Annotated in this window: 11 protein-coding genes; 5 read left to right on the top strand and 6 right to left on the bottom strand. The window is 71.5% G+C overall.

The window, feature by feature from the left end:
* Positions 1–544: 544 nt before the first annotated feature.
* Positions 545–847, bottom strand: coding sequence for a hypothetical protein (locus E1291_RS12240; RefSeq protein WP_165495084.1), 303 nt, complete (start codon positions 845–847; stop codon positions 545–547).
* A 114-nt stretch (positions 848–961) separates the two neighbouring features.
* Entirely contained in the window at positions 962–2,350 is a 1,389-nt protein-coding gene (locus tag E1291_RS12235; RefSeq protein ID WP_165495083.1) for a pentapeptide repeat-containing protein, read from the bottom strand.
* 772 nt (positions 2,351–3,122) lie between these two features.
* On the opposite strand from E1291_RS12235, the gene E1291_RS12230 reads away from it, so the two are divergent.
* The 3 genes from E1291_RS12230 to E1291_RS12220 all read left to right on the top strand — a co-directional run bounded on the left by E1291_RS12230 (position 3,123) and on the right by E1291_RS12220 (position 6,999).
* Positions 3,123–3,668 (top strand): hypothetical protein, encoded by a 546-nt coding sequence (locus tag E1291_RS12230; protein WP_131737882.1) that lies wholly within the window; start codon positions 3,123–3,125, stop codon positions 3,666–3,668.
* 348 nt (positions 3,669–4,016) lie between these two features.
* Positions 4,017–6,101, top strand: a complete 2,085-nt coding sequence (locus E1291_RS12225; protein ID WP_131737881.1) for an RNA degradosome polyphosphate kinase — start codon at positions 4,017–4,019, stop codon at positions 6,099–6,101.
* Positions 6,091–6,999: an NUDIX hydrolase gene (locus E1291_RS12220; RefSeq protein WP_131737880.1), complete on the top strand. Its 909-nt coding sequence runs from the start codon at positions 6,091–6,093 to the stop codon at positions 6,997–6,999. Before E1291_RS12225 ends, E1291_RS12220 begins: the two co-directional genes overlap by 11 nt.
* On the opposite strand, the gene E1291_RS12215 is transcribed toward E1291_RS12220, so the two are convergent.
* Both E1291_RS12215 and E1291_RS12210 read right to left on the bottom strand, forming a co-directional pair.
* Entirely contained in the window at positions 6,965–8,521 is a 1,557-nt protein-coding gene (locus E1291_RS12215; RefSeq protein ID WP_242614104.1) for a CYTH and CHAD domain-containing protein, read from the bottom strand. The two genes, E1291_RS12220 and E1291_RS12215, sit on opposite strands and share 35 nt — an antisense overlap.
* Before the next feature lie 346 nt (positions 8,522–8,867).
* Positions 8,868–9,749 (bottom strand): RNA polymerase sigma-70 factor, encoded by an 882-nt coding sequence (locus E1291_RS12210; RefSeq protein WP_131737901.1) that lies wholly within the window; start codon positions 9,747–9,749, stop codon positions 8,868–8,870.
* A 208-nt stretch (positions 9,750–9,957) separates the two neighbouring features.
* Here E1291_RS12210 and E1291_RS12205 point away from each other — a divergent pair, with 208 nt between their 5' ends.
* Both E1291_RS12205 and E1291_RS12200 read left to right on the top strand, forming a co-directional pair.
* Complete coding sequence (locus tag E1291_RS12205; protein ID WP_131737879.1) at positions 9,958–10,536, top strand: RNA polymerase sigma factor; 579 nt, start codon at positions 9,958–9,960, stop codon at positions 10,534–10,536.
* 11 nt (positions 10,537–10,547) lie between these two features.
* Positions 10,548–11,624 carry a CU044_5270 family protein gene (locus E1291_RS12200; protein WP_131737878.1) on the top strand — a complete coding sequence of 359 codons (1,077 nt, stop codon included), beginning with the start codon at positions 10,548–10,550 and terminating at the stop codon, positions 11,622–11,624.
* Positions 11,625–11,766: 142 nt separating this feature from the next.
* Here E1291_RS12200 and E1291_RS12195 read toward each other — a convergent pair whose 3' ends face one another.
* Together E1291_RS12195 and E1291_RS12190 are read right to left on the bottom strand one after the other, a co-directional pair.
* Positions 11,767–12,900, bottom strand: a complete 1,134-nt coding sequence (locus E1291_RS12195) for a helix-turn-helix domain-containing protein (protein ID WP_370770981.1) — start codon at positions 12,898–12,900, stop codon at positions 11,767–11,769.
* The gene (locus E1291_RS12190) at positions 12,798–13,607 is read right to left on the bottom strand and encodes a methyltransferase domain-containing protein (RefSeq protein ID WP_131737876.1); all 810 of its coding nucleotides are present in this window, start codon (positions 13,605–13,607) and stop codon (positions 12,798–12,800) included. Before E1291_RS12190 ends, E1291_RS12195 begins: the two co-directional genes overlap by 103 nt.
* Positions 13,608–13,867: the final 260 nt, after the last annotated feature.

The raw sequence follows: 13,867 nt of genomic DNA, 5'->3' as shown, positions 1-13,867 counted from the left end.
CAGATCTCGGGGTCGCCCGATCCCCGATCTCTCACAACTCCATAGCGGCCAAGAGCTTTTCGAGTCGGGCTCACGGGCCGTCGGCGGATTCATCGTTTGATCTTGGTGTCGGGTCCGATGACGGGTCGCGGCAGGTGCGCCAGGTGCGGTGTGCCGGGTGTCGCGGGGCTGGTGTGTTCCGAGCTCGTTGGGCTTGGGGCTACGGGATCACCGAGGGGCGTGCGCGTCGGGTTAGGGGCAGGGCCGTGCCAGGTTGGGGGAGGAGAGGGGGGCCGAGTTTGGCTCGTGCGCTTTGTGGTGGCCGAGGCGGTCGCGAGGGGCGGGGGCCGACATGGTGTTGCTGGAACCGGCGGTGGCCGGAGCCGTGGTCGCGTTGCTTTCTCCACGGGGCATTGAGGCGCGGGGCGGACGCGGAGGTCCGGGGCTCGTCAAGCCGGGGGTGCCGGAATGGAGAGGGCGGCCGTGTTCGAGGGTGCGGGCTGCGGTGACCTGTGAGGCGGACGGACGGTCCGGTGGCCGGGGAGGGCCCGTGATCGGGATGTGATCAGGCGCTTTTGGGGGTTTGCCGGGCGGTTCTCTGAGCCGTCCGGCGTTGCGCGGCGGCGGCGCGGGCGCGGTTGAGGCTTTCCCTGACTCGGGCGGCGCCGCGCATTGCGGTGGCGGAGTCCTTGACGCGGTCGGCGTAAACCGCGAGAACCTCGGCCACCGGCGGCGGCGTCCATTCCTCCTTGGCGGGGACGGCGGGCGGCGGCGGCCCCGCGGCGGCGGCGTTGGCGGGCACGTGGACGAGCGCGAGATGCGATTGGCAGCGTGGGCACTGCACCCCGGTATGGGTGTCTCTGCTCATACCAAGAATCATTACCCATACCTCTGACAAAACCGAGGCGCAGATCCTTTCGGGGTGCTAGGGCGGCGAACTCGCGTTCGATGAAAAGGCGGCCGGGCGTTCGGATCGGGCAGGTCACGTCCCGTGCGGGTGCACGATCTTCCCGGTGCCGGGCTTGAGCGGCCGCCGCCCCGGTGCGGGCACGGGGTCGTGGGTGCGCGGGTGGGCGATGGTCTGGTGGTCAGCGTGCCGGAGGTACGCGGCGCCGCAGCACAGGAGCGCGACGAGCATGGCGAGCCAGGCCATCAGGCGGCCCGCGCGCAGTCCGTAGCCGCTGGTCAGCCACAGCAGGTGCAGGGCCCAGCGGCGCCACTGGTCGGGCTCGGTGTGGCGGCGCACCTCCAGGGCGCTGTAGCGGAGGTCGCGGGACAGGGCGGGATGGTCGCCGTCGGCCGTGGCCCGCGCGAGCTCCCGGTACAGGACCCGGAGGCGGTCGCCGTCGTCCGCGCCGGCGAGGTCGTCGGCGAGGACGGCGCGGCCCCGGCCGTCCCGCCGCCAGGGCCGCCACCGGCGCCGGGCGGGGAGCGTCGGGAACGGGCAGTCGCCGGTGATGCGCAGCAGGTCGGGCCGCTGGACGCCGAGGAAGCTGCATCCGCTGAGATCGACGTCGGCCAGGTGCAGGCCCGCCGAGGCGACATCGCGGAGGGAGGTGAGCCGCACCCTCGATGGATCGGTCCAAGTCGGTTCGGGCACACCCTGGATCGGCTGCGGCAGCGACCGGACGCGGACCGTCCCGGCGAAGGCGGCGCCCTCCAGGTCGAGATCGGCGTGCCGGAGCCGGAACTCGGCGGATCCGCGGACCGCCGCGGCGCGGGCGGTGACCTGCCGGGCCGCCGCGTGGACGCGCAGCCCGCCGTGGGCGCTGGCGTCGGCCAGGCTCACGCGCCCTCCGGCGACGAGCGGGCCGAGCCACAGGCCGTGGCGGAACCGGGTGCGCTCGAACCGGGCGTGCCGGGTCACCAGGACGCGTTTGAACGACACGGCGCCGCCGAAGCAGGCGGCCTGCATCACGGCGTCCCGGCCGAAGCGGGCCCGGTCGAAGCAGGCGACGCCGATGAACACGGCGTGCCCGAACGAGGCGTCGGCGTGCCAGACCGCCTCGCCGAACAGCGCGTCCCCGGCGAACACGGCCTCCTCGAACGACGTGTGCCGGTGGAACCGCGCGGCGTGGAAGGAGACGTTCCCGGAGAAGCGGGCACCCCGGAACGACACGTTGCCGAAGAACCGCGCGTTGTAGAACGAGGCGCCGCCGAGGAAGCACGCGCCGTCGAAGGAGCTGTCCCCCTCGACGCAGGCCTCGTGCAGGACGGCGTGGGACGGCAGGACGGCGCCGTCGAAGCGCGTCCGGCCGAGGTGGGGCCGCCCGTCGGGGCCGGTCATGGCGTCCAGGAGCGCGTCCAGTAGCCAGGCCGGGACGGTGACGCCGCGCAGGTCCAGGTCCGCACCGGGCTGGAGCCCTCCCACGAAGCGATCGAAGTCCCCGGGACTCAGATGGGCGGGGCAGCCGCCGAGTCCGGCGGCGACGCGTCCCGTGCATCCGTCGACGGCGGTGCACCGCGGCCAGAGGACCGCGGTCAGGGGAGGTGGGGAAGGCTCGTGAACTGTCACGGTTCTCGTTCTACCCACACCGGGTTCCGACGGGAAGGTCTCCATGTGGCCAGGTAGGTGCTCCCTTATGGTCACCCAGCGCACGGGCGTGGCCATTGCGGGACAGGCGGATCTCGCGGTTCCGCTTGCGCCGCCGATGTCGCGTTGGTCACACACAGGCACCGCGGCGCGGGTGGGGGGTCGTACTGTGAGTTGCATGACACAGCGGCGGCCGCAGCGGAGCGGAGGACGTCGGTGTGTCCGGCGTTGCCGGGGGGTCTGGGGGGTCGTCCCCTCAGGGTGGTTGGTGGCGGCCGCAGCGGAGTGGAGGACGTCGGTGTCCGGCGTTGCTGGGGGCGTCCCCCAGGGTGGGTCGTGGCGGTCTGAGTGGGGTGTCGGTGGGGTGGAGGGCGTTGGTGTGTCCGGCGTTTTCGAGGGGGCGCTTCCCCAGGGGCAGGTGTGGTGGTGGCCGGAGTGGGGCGCCAATGCGGCGGAGGGCGTCCGTGTGCTCGGAGTGTCGTCCGCTCGGGGTGTTCAGTCGCCGGAGTTAGGCGCGGGCGGCGTGGAGGGCACGGGTGTGCTCGGAGCACCGTTGTCTCAGGGTGGTGGAGTTCGACGGCGGGAGCGGAGCGCCGGTGGGGTGGCGGTCGTGGAGCTGAGCCGGTGGATCGCGGACGTCGACGCGCAGCCGGAGGAGGCGCCCGGCCTCGCGCGAGGCATCCTCGCGTGGCTGGTCGAGGCCGAGGTGGTCGTGGCGGAGCCGACGGACTGCGTGCTGGGCGACGTGCCCGGCGGGTACGCGCCCGGCCCGTCCTGCGGGTCGATCGTGGTGGGCGGCGGCGGCCGGTTCCCGGACGTGTGGCCGAACGGGCTGGAACTGGACGTCGGGCGCAGCGCCTTCTACGGGCCGGTGGCCGGTGACACCCGCGTGACCTGCTCGAACTGCGACGCCTGGCTGCCGTTCGAGGCCGTCCTGCCGGTGGTGGAGGAGTGGCTGGAGGGCGGCCCGGACGCCCTCGTGTGCGCCTGCTGCGCGGTGCGGAGGGGCTTCAACGAGTGGCTGTGGCCGGTGCCGTGCGCGTTCGCCGAGCTGGGGCTGCGGTTCTGGAACTGGCCGCCGCTCGCGGACGCGTTCGTGGCGGACCTGGCGCGGCGCCTGGGGCACCGTCTGGTCGCCGGGGCCTTCGGCGTCTGACGGGACTGCGGACGCCGCCTGTCCGAAGTCGGTGCGGCTGCCGGCCCGGCGGATCATCGTGCCTGGCAGGGCCGCGTGTCACTGTCCGTGTCCGGTCCAGGAGATCGTCGATCGTTTCCGTCGCGCCGGGGCGGACCGTCCGGACGCATGACCGGACGTCTAGGTGCTGACCAGTAGTGGTCTGGACGGTTTCGGTCCGGGGTACGTGATGTCGCGCTCATTCGCCGGGACACGGGTTCCGGTTCACCGAGTGATCTCGGGCATACGGGGCATGATCGTCATATCCGCTCCGGCGGGGCACCCGTCGCGTTCGACTGTCGTTCATCTTGGTCAGGGAAAATAACGGATATGACCGTCAATCCAGGACATCTCCCCCAGAATGCCGAAGCGCTGCCCGAAGACCGCTTCCTGGACCGCGAGGAGAGCTGGCTCAGGTTCAACCAGCGCGTCCTGGAGCTCGCGGAGGACCCCGCGCTGCCGCTGCTGGAGCGCGTCCGGTTCCTGTCGATCTTCTCCAGCAACCTCGACGAGTTCTTCATGGTCCGGGTCGCCGGGCTGGCCCGCCGGATGGCCACCGGCCTGGCCGTGCAGTCCGCCAGCGGCCGGCAGCCGCGCGAGGTGCTGGAACGTACCGCCGCCGTCGCGCACCAGCTGATGCTCCGGCACGCCGCCGCGTTCCGCAACGAGATCCGGCCCGCCCTCGGCAAGGAGGGCGTCGACATCCTGCGCTGGGACGAGCTGGCCGAGACCGAGCAGGAGCGGCTGCGGCGGCTGTTCAGGGACCGGATCTACCCCGTCCTCACCCCGCTCGTCGTCGACTCCGCGCACCCGTTCCCCTACATCTCCGGCCTGTCGCTGAACCTCGCGGTGATCGTCCGCGATCCGGAGACCGAGGCGACGATGTTCGCCCGGGTCAAGGTGCCGCCGCTGCTGCCCCGCTTCATCGAGGCCTCGCCCGACCGGTTCACCCCGCTCGAGGACGTGATCGCGGCGCATCTCGGGCAGCTGTTCGTCGGGATGGAGGTCGTCGAGCACCACGCGTTCCGCGTCACCCGCAACCAGGACCTGGAGATCGACGACGACATCAGCGAGGGGCTGCTGCAAGCGCTGGAGCGCGAGCTGCTGCGCCGCCGGTTCGGGCCCGTCGTCCGGCTCGAGGTGGAGGAGTCGATCTCCGAGGCGGTGCTGGAGCTGCTCACCGGCGAGCTCGGCGTGGACGAGTCGCAGATCTACCGGGTCGTCGGCCCGCTCGACCTCGGCGGCCTGTCGGCCATCGCCGACCTGGACCGGCCCGAGCTGAAGTACCCGCCGTTCGTGCCCTCCAAGGAGGCGCTGCCGGCGGACGCGGGCATCTTCACCGCGATCCGCGAGCGGGACGTGCTCGTCCACCACCCCTACGACTCCTTCACCACCACCGTGCAGCGGCTGATCGAGGACGCCGCCGCCGACAAGCGCGTCCTGGCGATCAAGCAGACGCTGTACCGGACCAGCGGCGACTCCCCGATCGTGGACGCGCTGATGAACGCCGCCGAGGCGGGCAAGCAGGTCGTGGTCGTCGTCGAGCTGAAGGCCCGCTTCGACGAGCGCGCCAACATCGCCTGGGCGCGCAAGCTGGAGACGGCGGGCTGCCACGTCGTCTACGGGTTCGTCGGGCTGAAGACGCACTGCAAGCTCGCGCTGATCGTCCGGCAGGACGCGGACGGGATCCTGCGCCGCTACTGCCACATCGGCACCGGCAACTACCACCCGAAGACCGCCCGGCTGTACGAGGACTTCGGCCTGCTCACCGCCGACCCCGAGGTCGGCGAGGACGTCAGCGCCCTGTTCAACCACCTCACCGGCTACTCCCGGCAGGGTTCCTACCACCGGCTGCTGGTCGCCCCGAACAGCCTGCGCGCCGGGCTCGTCCAGCGCATCGAGCACGAGGTCGCCAACCACCGCGCCGGGCACGAGGCGCGCATCCGGATCAAGTGCAACTCCCTCGTCGACGAGGTCGTGATCGACGCGCTGTACGAGGCGTCCAGCGCCGGGGTACCGGTGGACGTGTGGGTGCGCGGCATATGCGCGTTGCGTCCCGGCGTCCCTGGGCTGTCGGAGACGATCCAGGTGCGCAGCGTCCTCGGCCGGTTCCTGGAGCACTCCCGGGTGTACGCGTTCGAGAACGGCGGCGAGCCCGAGGTGTGGATCGGCAGCGCCGACCTCATGCACCGCAACCTCGACCGCCGCGTCGAGGCGCTCGTCGCGGTCAAGGACAGGGCGCACAAGAAGGAGCTGCTCACCCTCCTGGAGATGGCCATGGAGGACAGCACCCTCGCCTGGACCCTCGCCGGGGACGGAACGTGGACGCGCAACCTCCCCCTGAACGGCCAGCCCATGCTGGACATCCAGACCCACCTCGTCAAGAGCAGGCGGTGGCGGACGGTTGAAAACTGAGTCCCCGATCCGCGCGGCCGGGGCCGTCCTATGGCGGGACGGCCCCGAGGTCGCGCTGATCCACCGGCCTCGCTACGACGACTGGTCGTTCCCTAAGGGGAAGGTCGACAAGGGCGAGCACGTGCTGCGCACCGCCGTCCGCGAGATCGAGGAGGAGACGGGCGTCGTCGCCCGTCTCGGCCGGCGGCTGCCGACCGTCGCCTACTCGATCGACGGACGACCGAAGACGGTCGAGTATTGGGCCGCCCGCGCCGTGGCGGAGGGCGCGCTCCGCCCGAACGACGAGGTCGACCGGCTCGTCTGGCTACCGGTGGCCGAGGCCGAGGCCAGGCTCAGCTACCAGCACGACATCGACCTGCTCCACGAGTTCCTCGGCGGCCCGTCGCACACCTGGCCACTGATCATTGTCCGGCACGGCGCCGCGGGCGAGAAACGGCTGTGGAGCGAGCCCGACGAGCTGCGCCCGCTGGACGAGCTGGGCCGCGCCGAGGCCGTGGACCTCGCCGTCCTGCTGCACTCCTACGGCCCGGCCCGGCCGGTCAGCTCGGCGACCGCCCGGTGCCTGGGGACCGTGCTCCCCTACGCCCGGCGGATGCGGAAGCCGGTCGCCACCGACCTCGCGTTCACCGTCGGCGAGACCGACGCCGGCCGGGCCGTGGAACGCCTCTTCGAGCTCGTCGGCGACGCCGAGCCGACCCTGCTGTGCACGCACGGCGAGGTGGTGTCCGACCTGGTCACCGGCCTGTGCGGGGAACTCGGGGAGAAGGCCCCGGACGATCCCGGCCTGCAGAAGGGCGAGTTCTGGGTCGCCCATCTCGACCCGTCGGGCCCCGGCCTCGCCGCGCTGGAACGGCACTCTCCGGTCAGAAGGACGGCCCGAGGGTCTGCGACCACGTGACGTCCAGCCGGTCCCGGGCGGCCTCCGCCGCGCAGTGCTCGGTCCCGTAGAGGACGCCGAGCGCGAACGCGTCGGACGGCACCCGGGCCCGGGCGCCCGCCACCCGCAGGTGCTCCTGCGCGATCACGCCGTCCTGGTACTCGCCGAGGACCTCCTGGATGCGCTTGGCGTCCTTCGCGACCTGCTTGGCCGCGGCCCCCAGCACCGGGACGGCCAGCTCCGCCGCGTACCGGGCGCGCTTGGCGGCCTTGCGGGTGTCGTGCCGCGCGATGTCCTTGTCGTCGGCGACGGCGATCGACCGGTACGCCTTGGCCATCCGCTCCCAGGACCGCGTGACCAGATCCGGGAGATCCTTGCGCGCCTTCTTGTCCGCGGCCTTGGCCAGCGGGGGCGCCGCGACGATGCCGTCCAGCGTCTCCAGCAGCGCGTAGTAGCGGGGCTCCTTCAGGCTCGCGTTCAGCCGCCGGTAGGCGCCGCGCTCCTGGCGCGCGAGGTCCTCCAGCCACCCGGCCGCCGCGCCGTCGAGACGTTCGGTGAAGCGCATCCGCAGCACCTCCAGGTCGCGGACCTCACCGAGCGCCCCGGCCAGCCACTTCAGCTCGTCCTCGACGGCACGGTCCACTTCCAGGACGGACCGGTAGCTCTTCAGCGTGCTGCGAAGCCGCCGCGTCGCCACGCGCATCTTGTGCACGGCGTCGTCCTCGGCGAGTCGCGCCTTCGGGTCGTACTCGAAGATGGCCTCGACCTGCTCGGCGACGTAGGCCAGCACGGTCTCGCCCGTCGTCACCGAGGGGCCCTTGCCGTTGGACGTCGCCGCCACCAGCCGGGTCCTGGCCGCCGACCGCGCCGCCGCGGGCTCCGACGGCACGACCGCCCCGTCCAGCAGCCGTCCGAGCTTGGAGGACGACGCGGCCCGCTTCGCCCCGGCCCGCCGCAGCCGCTTCCCCACGGCCTTCAGCAGTTCGGGCGTGCCCGCGCCGAGCTCGACCTCGACCTCCCGCCACCGCCGCTCGGGGGCGGGCTCCTCCGCCACCTCGGCGGCCCCGTCGAGGAGGGTCACCTCGGGGGAGACGGCCTCCCGCAGGTCCCGCCCGGTGACCAGGTCGTCGGCGACCTCGGCGAGGACCTCGCCCTCCTCGTCGAGCAGCCGGACCACCGTGCGCTCGGTTTCGAGCGTCGCCACCGGGTACAGCGCCTCCCCGCGGGTGTAGGCGGCGACGAGCCCCGCGAGCCGGGCCGGGACGACCCGGGGCCGGCCGAGCGGAGCCTGGAGCTCCTGCTTGCTGTCCGGGCCCACGGGCATCTTCAGATGCCAGCCCGCGTCCGTTCCGCCGCGGCGGCGCCGCAGCGTGATCCCGTGGGCGGCGAGGCGGAGGTCGGCGGTGTCGAAGTAGCTCGCGTGCAGTTCGTGGATCTCCGGCTCGGCGACCGCGGCGACCTCCGGGAGACCGTCCAGCTCGGGCAGCAGGAACCCGGCGGCGGCGTCGTACTTGTGCTCGATCTCCAGATGCTTGACGGCCACGATCTACTCCTCAGGACGGGGTCGGGCGGCGGTGGTCCACACCCAGGTGGCCAGGATTCCACGCTTAGGTGAACAGATACAGAACGCTCCTCGACTTACGGCTTGGAATGGTCCTCGCGGGCATCTCTCTCCCCGTCCGGCACATCCATCCCACACCGGAAAACCCGCGCCTAGCAGGACCTTCGCCGCCGCTCACCCCGCATCCGCCCCCGAGACGGACATCACAGGATAAGGATGCATCCTCCCGGCAAAGCCCCCAGCAACAAATGATCTTTTCGCCATGGTGCCCGCGGTTCGGGCGGATAACCGACGAGAGCGGCCGACGCCCCGGGGGCCGGAAACGAGATCAGCGGCGCAGGGTGATCTCCCGGTTCATGTACTCCAGCTTGTGGGGGTTGCGCACCGCGTAGAGACCCGCGATGAGGCCGTCGTCGACGCGCACCGCGAGCACGGTGTCGATCTCGTCGCCGAACCGCAGGACCAGCGCCGGATGGCCGTTGACCTGCGCCGGGGACAGCGACCGGGTGGAGTCGAGCCTCCTCAGCGCGCGGGCCACCCGGCCGGCGCCCACGATGGGGACAGGCGCGGCCTGCGCGACCCCGCCGCCGTCCCCGAGCAGGACGACGTCCGGCGCGAGGACGTCCAGCAGGCGCTGCAGGTCCCCCGTCTCGACGGCCCGCTGGAACGCCTCCAGCGCCCCGCGCGTCTCGGCCGCCGAGACGGTCCCGCGCGGCCGCCGCGCCGCGACGTGCACCCGCGCCCGGTGCGCGACCTGGCGGACCGCCGCCGGGCTCTTGCCGACGGCGTCCGCGATCTCGTCGTAGGCCACGTCGAACACCTCGCGCAGCACGAACACCGCCCGCTCCGTCGGCGTGAGCGTCTCCAGCACCAGCAGCATCGCCATCGACACGCTGTCGGCCAGCTCGGCGTCCTCGGCCACGTCCGGCGCGGTCAGCAGCGGCTCGGGCAGCCAGGGCCCGACGTAGGACTCCTTGCGCCGCCGGAGCGTCCGCAACCGGCTCAGCGCCTGCCGGGTGGTGATCCGGACCAGATACGCGCGATGATCCCGGACGACGCCGTGCTCCACCCCCGCCCACCGCAGCCAGGTCTCCTGTAGGACGTCCTCCGCATCGGCGGCGGAGCCGAGCATCTGGTAGGCGACCGTGAACAGAAGGTTGCGATGCGCGACGAACGCCTCCGTGGCGGAGTCCAGTTCGGCCATGCCCATCGTCCGCTCGTTGTCCTCGCTCACAGTGCGCTCCCGCGTCTCCCCGATGACCGTGCCGTACAAGAGACGCCCGCCCGCCCCGTCCTGTGACATCGGTCCCCGGCACACTCCGCCCCATCAATCTCGGAAAGTCCGGCCAGGCTCGCGGTGAGAAGGGGAGACACATCCCCGACGCAGGAGAGTTCTCCATGACCAGGACGGAACACCGGTGACGGCGCCTACCCCGACGGCCCGATCCAGTGACGCGGACGTCATCGCCGAGTCCAGGGACCGCCCGGACCGCTTCGGGGTGATATTCGACAGGTACTTCGCCGACGTGCACCGCTACATCGAGCGCAGGCTGGGCACCGACCTCGCCGACGACGTCGCGTCCGACACGTTCCTGGCGGCCTTCGACAAGCGGCACCGGTACGACCTGAGCCGCCCCGACGCACGCCCCTGGCTCTACGGAATCGCCACCAACCTCATCGGCAAGCACCGACGGCGGCAGACCGCGCAGTTCCGTGCCTACAAGCAGGCGGCCATGGCCGCCGTCGACGACGACCACGCGGACGAGGTGACCGCCCGCCTCAGCGCCCAGCTGAGCCGCGCCGCGCTCGCCGAAGCCCTCGCCAAGCTGTCGGCGGGAGAACGGGACGTCCTCCTGCTGCTGGCGCTCGCCGAGCTCACCCACCAGGAGATCGCCGAGGCCCTCGGCATCTCCTACGGCACGGTCGGCTCCCGGCTCAGCCGCGCCCGCGCCAAGCTGTCGCGCCGCCTGCGCCGCACCTCGAACCTCGCACCATGACGGGAGAGAACATGAACGACCTCGATGAGATCAAGAACCTGATGGACCCTCCCCCCGGGCTCACCGACGCCACCGTCCAGGCGGCGCGCTCCCGCCTGACGGCCGCCGCCCAGGGGACGGCCAGGCCCCGGGTGAGGAGCCGCCGGCGACGCACCGGTGGCCTGCTGGCCACGGCGTCCGTCCTCGCCGCTGCCGCCGCCGTGGCGATCCCCTCCCTACGCGACGGCGATGCCCCGGCACCGGCGGCGCCCGAGCCGTCCGGCAACATCCTGGTGGCCGCCGCCGAACGGATCGGCTCGGCCCCGCAGGGAACCGGCCGGTTCTGGACGACCCACCTCCAGATCGGCACGACCCGCGTTGTCGGCAAGCCGGGGCGTTCATACGTCATCGAGGCGAACAACGACGTCCGGCAGTGGACCGGCAAACCGTCCTACCAGGGCGACCGCTTCAGCGGCTGGCACCCGTGGCGTCCGGTCGACCGCCAGACCTGGCGCCGGGACGGTGCGCCCGGCACCTGGTCCGAAACCGTGGGGGGGCTTCAGGGAACGCTGAGTTCCCGGGCGAGTGGCGGCGGCGTCCAGAAGCTCCAAGAAGAGCTCACCTTCATGCTGTCAGGGCGCAAGGTGACGGCGGACCAGTTGCGCACGCTGCCCACCGAGCCGGCCGCGCTGCGCGACCACCTGCGCCGGAACCGTGGTCCCGCAAAGGAGGGCGCGATAAGCGACGCGGGCTGGCTGTTCGCCGACGCGGAGACACTGCTCCTGGAGGCTCCCGCCCCGCCCAAGGTGCGCTCCGCCGCCTACCGGATGCTCGTCGGGCTGCCCGGCCTCCGCGAGATCGGCCCGGTGACGGACGCGCTCGGGCGCCCGGGGTCGGCGGTCGCGCTGCGCGAGCCCGAAAGGCCGGGCACCGAGCGCTGGCTGGTCGTCGACCGCGCGACCGGCCGCCTGCTGTCCACCCAGGAGGTCGCGACCCGCTCCGGCCGGATCGGCCGCCAAGGCGTCCGCACCGCAGGCGACGTCCTCACCTACCGCGCCGCCCTGGCCGCCCGCTGGACCAACGACCCCCCAAAGACCAGCACCCCCTGACCGACGGCCGCCCCAGGCCCGCGACAACGGACGTCCTCCCACCCGGGCATAAACCCCTTTCGCCCCCGGCTCCAGTGGCACGTGGAGCCCCCATGGGCAGAAGTGAGCAAGCTTGCTCAGGACGTGCACGGCGGTGTGAGCGTCACGTGCTGGGTGTGATGGGCATCAGGGCGGGGGCAGGCGCGGTCTTGGCCAGCACCTCGCGGAAGTTGCGTACGGGGGCCGACCACAGAGTGGGAAGGATGTCGGGAGGTTTGTCGGGCCCGCCGTAATCGACGTTGACGTTCAAGGCTTGCAGTGCCTGGTCGTGCCTCCCCAGAAGGGAGAGGGCCTTGGCGCGTGTGCCCGCGAGGTCGGCCTTCCAGAACGAGGGTGACGCCCCGGCGATCCGATCCGCGTCCTGTAGGAGGGCCAGCACCGTGTGCAGATCGCGCTGGCCGTAGAGACCCACTTTGGCCTCTTCGCATCGGATCATGAGTTGGAGGTCGAGGTCGCCGGTGGTGTCGGCGGCGGTGCGGGCGGTGCGCCACCAGCGGATGGCGGCTCCGTTGTCGCCGAGCCGGGACGACAGGTGTGCGTGGATCATCGTCAGGGCCGCCTGGACTCGGCGTAGCTCGACGATATCTCCGGTGTTGGCGGTTCTGAGTTGTTCGGCCAGGGCGAGCAGGTCGGTGACCAGGTCGTCGCGGGCCTGGGCGGCGGGGCGGGTGCGCAGGGCGTGCAGGTGGTCGAGGCAGGCGAGACGCCAGTCGTCCAGGTCGCGGGGGACGGCCGTCAGAGCGAGGTCGGCGAGTCGTTGTAAGGGGGTGATGTCGAAGGTGCCCGCGCTCACGCCGAGCGTGGTGAGGAGTTGAAGGGCAGCGCGCCCTTTCACATCGTCGTCCCAGGAGTCAGGATCGGTTCCGTGATTATTGGTACCCATGGCGGCCTTGCCCTGATCCGCCGAACCACGTCGGGGTGTGGGCGGTGTGAGGGCTGTAAGGGTGCCGTCGGCGTCCAGTAGGACGTAGAGGCGTTCGGCGATGGCGGTGGAGGGCCGCGTGACGCCATTGATGATCTTAGAGATGTGGGTGGAGTGGCAGGGGACGAGCTTGGCCAGTTTGCGCTGGCTGAGCTGCCGTTCGGTCATGAGCGCGTAGAGCTTCTCGCCGCCCGCCGCTGGGGCGGGCGCCGCTACTTGATCACGTTTTCCTTGGAGTCCAGCCAGATCTGCTGTCCCGTGGGGGTGACCGTCACTCCGAACCGTCCGAAAGCGGGTTCGCCTAGGCGGGTCCATTCTTCCTCCGCTTCGTGCATGACGGACTGCGGGAAGCGTTGCCCGCGCATGGGCATGAACGAGGAAGGGCCGATGAAACGCCCTTCCGCCGTAGCGTCCGCCTGAACCGTCAGGCGGCACAGGGGCCAGTCGGGATGGAAGGTCGGCGCCCAGGGGGCAAGGATCATCCCGCCGGGCTTGGTCTGCTCGACCCAGGCGTAAGGGACGTGGGTCACGGCGGCCGTGACGATGATCCGGTCATAGGGCGCGTTCTCGGGGTGGCCTTTCAGACCGTCCGCCGTCACGACGCGGACCGGGTACCCGGCGGCGCGAAGGGCGTCGCGGGCGTGTTCCGCCACCGTCGCGTCGATCTCAACGGTGGTCACGTTCGGGGTTCCGAGAAGCCAGGCGAGGACCGCCGCGTTGTACCCGGTTCCAGTGCCGATCTCCAGGACGCGCATGCCCGGTCGGACGTCCAGCGCGTCGATCATGATCGCCATGATCTCCGGCGAGCTTCCGGACGAGGTCGGCCACGTGCCCTTGTCCGTGGCCCCGTCGTCGACCTGGGTGATGACGGGCTGGTCATCGCCCGCGACAAGGCGGTTCCACTCCTCGGGATCGTCCTTCCGGCTCAGTGGGACGGCCCAGCCGTCATCCCGGCGAACCCAGATCACGTCCGGCACGAAGTCCTCGCGCGGCACGGCCAACCGGATGTCGGACGCCTTCATGAGCCTTGCTTACCGCTCCCGCTGCAGCCTGTACAGATGACCTCCTGTTTCTGTCCGCCTGCACCGTTGCCTCCCATCTTGATCTTTCCCGTGCCGTTGCACATTCCGCAGTCGACCTGCTTGCCGTGTTTGCCCACATCCATCTCCCTGCTCGCCCAGACGGCCGGCACCGCATTGGGCTTTGAAGGTCCATGCTGTCCGTGACAGAAGACAACGGACAGTTACTGCAACGCTAGTGCTTGGTGCGGTCAGCTGCGGGG

The sequence above is a fragment of the Actinomadura roseirufa genome, from assembly GCF_900659635.1.
GTDB lineage: Bacteria > Actinomycetota > Actinomycetes > Streptosporangiales > Streptosporangiaceae > Spirillospora > Spirillospora roseirufa.
Note: the sequence above shows the minus strand (reverse complement) of the source record. Positions and strands in the feature narration are given on the sequence as shown.

Coding starts and splice junctions, on each gene's coding strand:
- E1291_RS12190 (WP_131737876.1), bottom strand. CDS start 13,607: ATGAAGGCGTCCGACATCCGGTTGGCCGTGCCGCGCGAGGACTTCGTG.
- E1291_RS12200 (WP_131737878.1), top strand. CDS start 10,548: ATGAACGACCTCGATGAGATCAAGAACCTGATGGACCCTCCCCCCGGG.
- E1291_RS12225 (WP_131737881.1), top strand. CDS start 4,017: ATGACCGTCAATCCAGGACATCTCCCCCAGAATGCCGAAGCGCTGCCC.
- E1291_RS12210 (WP_131737901.1), bottom strand. CDS start 9,749: ATGGGCATGGCCGAACTGGACTCCGCCACGGAGGCGTTCGTCGCGCAT.
- E1291_RS12240 (WP_165495084.1), bottom strand. CDS start 847: ATGAGCAGAGACACCCATACCGGGGTGCAGTGCCCACGCTGCCAATCG.
- E1291_RS12195 (WP_370770981.1), bottom strand. CDS start 12,900: ATGGACCCGCCTAGGCGAACCCGCTTTCGGACGGTTCGGAGTGACGGT.